8 protein-coding genes are annotated in these 5,368 nt (G+C 73.2%); 5 read left to right on the top strand and 3 right to left on the bottom strand.

What is annotated here, in order from left to right:
- Nucleotides 1–206 (top strand): hypothetical protein (locus tag L2I40_RS18510; protein WP_372491080.1); only part of this gene is annotated, 206 nt, incomplete at its 5' end.
- 198 nt (nucleotides 207–404) lie between these two features.
- A complete protein-coding gene (locus tag L2I40_RS18505) occupies nucleotides 405–671 on the top strand; it encodes an eCIS core domain-containing protein (protein WP_237216661.1) in 267 nt (88 codons plus the stop codon).
- Between the two features lie 27 nt (nucleotides 672–698).
- Here the strand turns inward: L2I40_RS18505 and L2I40_RS18500 are convergent, their stop codons facing one another.
- The 3 genes from L2I40_RS18500 to L2I40_RS18490 are packed head-to-tail and all read right to left on the bottom strand — an operon-like array spanning nucleotide 699 to nucleotide 2,670.
- A complete protein-coding gene (locus L2I40_RS18500) occupies nucleotides 699–1,625 on the bottom strand; it encodes a bifunctional riboflavin kinase/FAD synthetase (protein WP_237216662.1) in 927 nt (308 codons plus the stop codon).
- On the bottom strand, nucleotides 1,625–2,221 hold the full coding sequence (locus tag L2I40_RS18495; protein ID WP_237216660.1) for an LOG family protein: 597 nt from the start codon (nucleotides 2,219–2,221) through the stop codon (nucleotides 1,625–1,627). The genes L2I40_RS18500 and L2I40_RS18495 overlap by 1 nt, the downstream gene beginning before the upstream one ends.
- Complete coding sequence (locus L2I40_RS18490) at nucleotides 2,218–2,670, bottom strand: MaoC family dehydratase (RefSeq protein WP_237216659.1); 453 nt, start codon at nucleotides 2,668–2,670, stop codon at nucleotides 2,218–2,220. The genes L2I40_RS18495 and L2I40_RS18490 overlap by 4 nt, the downstream gene beginning before the upstream one ends.
- Nucleotides 2,671–2,775: 105 nt before the next feature.
- On the opposite strand from L2I40_RS18490, the gene L2I40_RS18485 reads away from it, so the two are divergent.
- The 3 genes from L2I40_RS18485 to L2I40_RS18475 form a co-directional block, all read left to right on the top strand.
- Nucleotides 2,776–3,915, top strand: coding sequence for a M20 family metallopeptidase (locus L2I40_RS18485; RefSeq protein ID WP_237216658.1), 1,140 nt, complete (start codon nucleotides 2,776–2,778; stop codon nucleotides 3,913–3,915).
- A 152-nt stretch (nucleotides 3,916–4,067) separates the two neighbouring features.
- The gene (locus tag L2I40_RS18480; RefSeq protein ID WP_237216657.1) at nucleotides 4,068–4,391 is read left to right on the top strand and encodes a YnfA family protein; all 324 of its coding nucleotides are present in this window, start codon (nucleotides 4,068–4,070) and stop codon (nucleotides 4,389–4,391) included.
- A partial coding sequence (locus L2I40_RS18475) for a hypothetical protein (protein ID WP_456305751.1) occupies nucleotides 4,388–5,368 on the top strand: 981 nt, incomplete at its 3' end. The genes L2I40_RS18480 and L2I40_RS18475, both read left to right, overlap by 4 nt.

Raw genomic sequence — 5,368 nt, 5'->3', positions numbered from 1 at the left:
CGCCGACGCACGGCCCGTCCCATCCGTCCCCGGCCGAACCGCTGGCGGCCGCCGCGGTGCCACGCTCCCGCGGCCTCGCGGCCGCCTGGCTGTTGTCCTTCGTGCTGCTCGGCATCGCGGTCTGGGCCGGGCTGCACTGGCGTGCCGAGGTCATGCAGGCCTGGCCGCCCGCGGCACGGCTCTACGCGGCGCTCGGCTTCGTCTGATACCCGCCTGGTGAGGTTCCGACCTGTCGCCGGCGCCTGCCCCGCGGCACGTGCGTCACGCTGGAGGCGTGCTCTCGGCAGTCGCGCCCTCGGCACGACGAAGCCGCGCGCCGGAGGTGCATTGGCGTCACCTTTGCTGTTGCGTTTCGGGTCCGAACGAAACAGGATTGCTGAATGACCCGCTGATCGCGAGGAATCATGGCCCAGAACGGCGTTACGCTGATGAATCCTCCCTCCAACTCGATGCAGCGGAAGGTGATCGAGACCCGCCTGGAGCAGGCCTTCGGCGCCGATTTCAGCGGCGTCCGCACGCAGGCCGATGCAGGGCCCCAGGGCGCCACCTCGGCCCGCGCCTTCGTCACCGGCGACAGCGTCTTCTTCGGCCCCGGCTCCAGGGACGACGCCGGCAACCGCCTGCTCGCGCATGAGCTGACGCATACCGTGCAGCAGGGCCCGTTGAAGTAGCGCCGCCTCAGGCGACGCAGGGCCGCCTCAGGCTTCCAGCAAGCGCCGCGCCTGCTCCGCATCCGCCGCGATCGCGGCCTTGAGCTCATCGAGGTTCGCGAAGGTCGCGTCGGGACGCAGGAAGGCGTGCAGCCGCACGCGGATCTCCTGCCCGTAGAGGTCGCCCGACCAGTCGAACAGGTGCACCTCGAGCCGCGTCACCGGATCGCCGCCGAGCGTCGGCCGGCGCCCGACATTGGCGACACCCTGAACGACGCCTCCATCCGCCAGCGCGACCGTCACCGCATAGACGCCGCGTGCCGGCTCGATCTGCCGCCCGAGCAGGATGTTGGCCGTCGGCCAGCCGAGCTCGCGCCCCAGCCGGTCGCCCCGGAACACCGTGCCGCGGACCTCATGGTCGCGGCCGAGTTCGCGCGCCGCGCGGTCCGGATAGCCGTCCTGCAACAGGCGGCGGATGCGGGTGGAGGAAACCGGCCCGGCCTCGTCGGTGACGGGCGGGACGATCGTCAGCCCGATGCCCCGCCGCTCCGCCTCGCGCGCCAGGAAGGCGGCGTCGCCGCCGCGGCGGTGCCCGAAGGCGAAGTCCGGCCCGCAGGCCAGGTGCTTCGCGCCGATCCCCTTGTGCAGCACCTCCTCGACGAAGGCCTCGGCCGGCATGGCGGCCAGCGCCGCGTCGAAGCGCAGCGCGTGGACGATGCCGACGCCGAGCGCGCCCATCGCCTCCGCCTTGGCCGGCAGCAGCGTCAGGCGGAAGGGCGGGTCCTCGGGACGGAAATGCTCGCGCGGATGCGGCTCGAACGTCAGCGCCGCGAGCGGCAGGTCCGGCCGCGCGCCGTGCGCCGCGCGGATCACCGCCTGATGGCCGAGATGCACGCCGTCGAAATTGCCGAGCGCGACCGTGGCGCCGCGCAACGCCGGCGGGACGGCCCGCCAGTCCTCGACGACGGAAGGGATCACATCTGCTCCGGGCGCAGCCAGATTTGCGTGCCCTCGGGCGCGCGGTAGCCGGCCAGCGCGTCGATCGCCTCGCCCGGCGTCTCCGCCAGCATCGCGAGCGGCCGGTGCTGCGGGCGGATGAAGCCGGTGCCCGCCATGTGGTCGAGCGTCGCCATGAACGGACGCCAGAAGCCGTCCACGTCGAGGAACACCACGCCCTTCTCCTGGATGCCGAGCTGCGCCCAGGTCAGCGCTTCCACCGCCTCCTCGAGCGTGCCGTAGCCGCCGGGCAGCACGACGAAGCCGTCCGACAGCTCCGCCATCTTCGCCTTCCGCTCGTGCATCGTGTCCACGATGTGCATCTCGACGCCGCCGCCGTGGCCGACCTCGCGCTTGAGCAGGCCATAGGGGATGACGCCGATCACCTCGGCGCCTGCCTGCAGCGCGGCGTCGGCGGCAATGCCCATCAGCCCGACCGCGCCGCCGCCATAGACCAGTCCGATGCCGCGCCGCGCCACCTCGCGCCCGAGCGCGACCGCGGCCTCGGCGAAGACCGGGCTGTTCCCCGCGGTGGAGCCGCAGAAGACGCAGATGCGCCGGATACGGCGGGTCATTCCGCGGCTTCCCTGGCCGCGCTGTCCTGGGCGCGCATCGGCACCGCGACGAGCGCTTCCCCTTCCAGCACCGGCTCGCCGCGCACCGTGCACACCGTCCGCAACGTCACCCGGCCCTTCTCCGCGTTCAGCGCCGTGATCTCCACCGTGGCCGTCACCGTGTCACCGATCTTCACCGGGCGGCGGAAGCGTAACGACTGCGAGAGGTAGATCGTTCCAGGCCCGGGCAGCTGCGTGCCCATCACCTTCGTGATGAGCCCGGCCGCGAGCATGCCATGCGCGATGCGCTCGCCGAAGAAGCCTTCGCGCGCGTACTCCTCGTTCAGGTGCATCGGATTGGTGTCGCCGGTCACCGCCGCGAAGAGCACGATGTCGGACTCGGTGATCGTCTTGCCGAAGCGGGCGGTCTGGCCGATCGCCAGGTCCTCGAAGAAGCAGCCTTCGCTCATCGTTCCCCCGGCTCCGCTGCGGCGCACCATTTCCCGTTACCGTCGGGGCCCGGGCCGGGCAAGGCCCGGCATTTACAGGCTTCGGCGCCCGCGCGAGAAGCGGGCATGCCAGCGACCGATCTCGGCCCCTCCGACCGCCTGCTCGACGAGCTCCGCACCTGGGTGGAGGCCGAGACGCCGACCACCGACGCCGCCGCCGTCAACCGCCTGATGGACCGCTGCGCCGCCGACCTCGCCCATGCCGGCGGCGAGCTGCGCCGCATCCCCGGCCGCGACGGCTACGGCGACACGCTGCTCTGCCGCACGCCCGGCCCCGCGGGCCGGGATCTCGCGCCGATCGTCGTCGCCGGCCATCTCGACACCGTGTGGGACCACGGGACGCTGGCGGGGCCGATGCCCTTCCGCGTCGAGGGCGACCGCGCCCACGGCCCGGGCATCTACGACATGAAGGCAGGGAGCTTCTTCGCCTTCCATTCGGTGCGCGAGATCCTGCGCCAGCGCGTGCCCACGAAGCGCCCCATCGTCCTGCTGCTGACGCCGGACGAGGAGGTCGGCAGCCCGACCAGCCGTGGCCCGATCGAGGACGCCGCCCGCGGCGCCCGCGCCGTGCTGATCCCCGAGCCCGCCGGGGCGGGCGGCGCCTGCGTCACCGCGCGCAAGGGCGTGGGGCGCTTCGACATCCATGTCGAGGGCGTCTCGGCCCATGCCGGTGGCAACTGGTCCGACGGCCGCAGCGCCGTCGTGGCGCTCGCCGAGGTGATCCTGAAGATCCACGCCATGACCGACCTCGCCGCCGGCATCACCACCAACGTCGCGCCGATCCGCGGCGGCACGCGCCCCAACGTGATCCCGCCCGAGGCCCATGCCGAGGTGGACCTGCGCGTCCCGACCATCGAGCTCGGCGAGAGGATGGAGGCCGCGATCCTCGGCCTCGGCTACGCGCGAGACGGCATCCGGGTGACGGTCACCGGCGGCATGAACCGCCCGCCCTTCGCCGAGACGGACGCGATCCGCGCCCTCTACGGTCAGGCCCGCGCGCTGGCGGCGAAGCATGGCTACGAGCTGCCGACGCAGCATCGCGGCGGCGGCTCCGACGGCAACTTCACCGCCGCGCTGGGCGTGCCCACGCTGGACGGCCTCGGCTGCACCGGCGCGGGCGCGCATGCGCCGCACGAGCACATCCTCTGGCGCGACCTCGCGCCCCGCTGCGCGACACTCTGCGCGCTGCTCGAGGAGATCGAGTGATGGCGCAGCGCGGCGCATTCGCCCGCGCACCTCGTCTCCCTCTCCCGCGAAGCGGGGGAGGGTCGGGGTGGGGGTAATTCGCTGTTCCATGGACCAGCCGTCGGATGCGCGGCGACGCGTGCCCCATCCTCGCCGGACGTGACCGTCCCGACATGTCCCTCGCCATCTTTACCCTCGCCGCGCTGGCCGAGATCGCCGGCTGCTTCGCCGTCTGGTCCGTCACGCGCCTCGGCAAGCCGGCCTGGTGGCTCATTCCGGGCCTCGCCTGCCTCGCCCTCTTCGCCTGGCTGCTGACGCGCGCGGACGCGGCCTTCGCCGGCCGCGCCTTCGCCGCCTATGGCGGCATCTACATCGCCGCCTCGCTCGCCTGGATGTGGGCCATCGAAGGCGCGCGCCCCGACCGCTTCGACCTGATCGGCGCCGCGCTCTGCCTGGGCGGCGCCGCCCTCATCCTCTTCGCCCCGCGGTCCGCATGACGGCGCCGCGCGGCGAACCCTGGCTGGTCGCGGCCTGCTTCCTCGGCACCACGCTGTTCCTGCTCGCAGTCGGCGACCGGCTGCTCGGCGACCCCGACACCTACTGGCACATCCTCGCCGGCCAGCGGATCATCGCGACCTGGACGCTGCCGACCAGCGACACCTGGTCGCACAGCTTCGCGGGCCAGCCCTGGATCGCGAAGGAGTGGCTCGGACAGGTGCTGCTCGCCCTGGCCTACGGTGTGGGCGGCTGGCGCGGCGTGGTGCTGCTGACCGCCGCGACCTTCGCCTGCGCCATCGCGCTGCTGCTCGCGGTCCTGCTGCGGCGGCTGCGCGTCACCGCCGCGCTGGTCCTCGCCTTGCTCGCCTTCCTGCTCGTCTCCAGCCAGGCGCTCGCCCGCCCGCACGCCTTCTTCTACCCGCTGCTCGTGATCTGGACCGCGGCGCTGTCGGAAGCGGCGGATCGCGGCGCCCCGCCGCCCTGGTGGCTGCTCGCCGTCATGGCGCTCTGGGCGAACCTGCATGCGAGCTTCCCGATCGCGCTGGTGATCGCCGGCGCCTTCGGGCTCGAGGCGCTGCTGGCCGCCCGTCCCGCCGACCGGCTGCGGATCGCGCTGCGCTGGGCCGCCTTCGGCGCCGCCGCGCTCGCCGTCACCGGCCTCACGCCCTACGGCTATCGCGTCCTGCTGCTGTCGGTGGATTTCTTCGGCCACAACGACGCGGTGCAATACATCGCCGAATGGCAGCCGCTCGGTCCGGGCCCCGGCGAGGCGCTGGCGATCCTCGGCCTGCTCGCCCCCTTTGCGCTGCTGGTCGTCGCGGGCGGCGGCGTGCTGCGCCTGCTCCCGGTGCTGCCCTGCGCGGTGCTGATGGTGCAGTACGGCCGCTTCGCCGGGCTCTTCGCCATCGTCGCGGCCCTGGCGGTCGCCGGCCCACTCGGCCGGAGCGTGCCGGCGCTCGCGCCCCAGCCGCTCGGC

Origin of the sequence: Falsiroseomonas oryziterrae, assembly GCF_021864505.1 — a bacterium.
GTDB classification, from domain to species: domain Bacteria; phylum Pseudomonadota; class Alphaproteobacteria; order Acetobacterales; family Acetobacteraceae; genus Falsiroseomonas; species Falsiroseomonas oryziterrae.
The sequence above is the reverse complement of the archived record's forward strand: the minus strand, read 5'-3'. Positions and strand labels throughout refer to the sequence as shown.

Excerpts from the sequence above, each read along its gene's own strand:
- L2I40_RS18505 (WP_237216661.1), top strand. The coding sequence starts at position 405 with ATGGCCCAGAACGGCGTTACGCTGATGAATCCTCCCTCCAACTCGATG.
- L2I40_RS18485 (WP_237216658.1), top strand. The coding sequence starts at position 2,776 with ATGCCAGCGACCGATCTCGGCCCCTCCGACCGCCTGCTCGACGAGCTC.
- L2I40_RS18495 (WP_237216660.1), bottom strand. The coding sequence starts at position 2,221 with ATGACCCGCCGTATCCGGCGCATCTGCGTCTTCTGCGGCTCCACCGCG.
- L2I40_RS18490 (WP_237216659.1), bottom strand. The coding sequence starts at position 2,670 with ATGAGCGAAGGCTGCTTCTTCGAGGACCTGGCGATCGGCCAGACCGCC.
- L2I40_RS18480 (WP_237216657.1), top strand. The coding sequence starts at position 4,068 with ATGTCCCTCGCCATCTTTACCCTCGCCGCGCTGGCCGAGATCGCCGGC.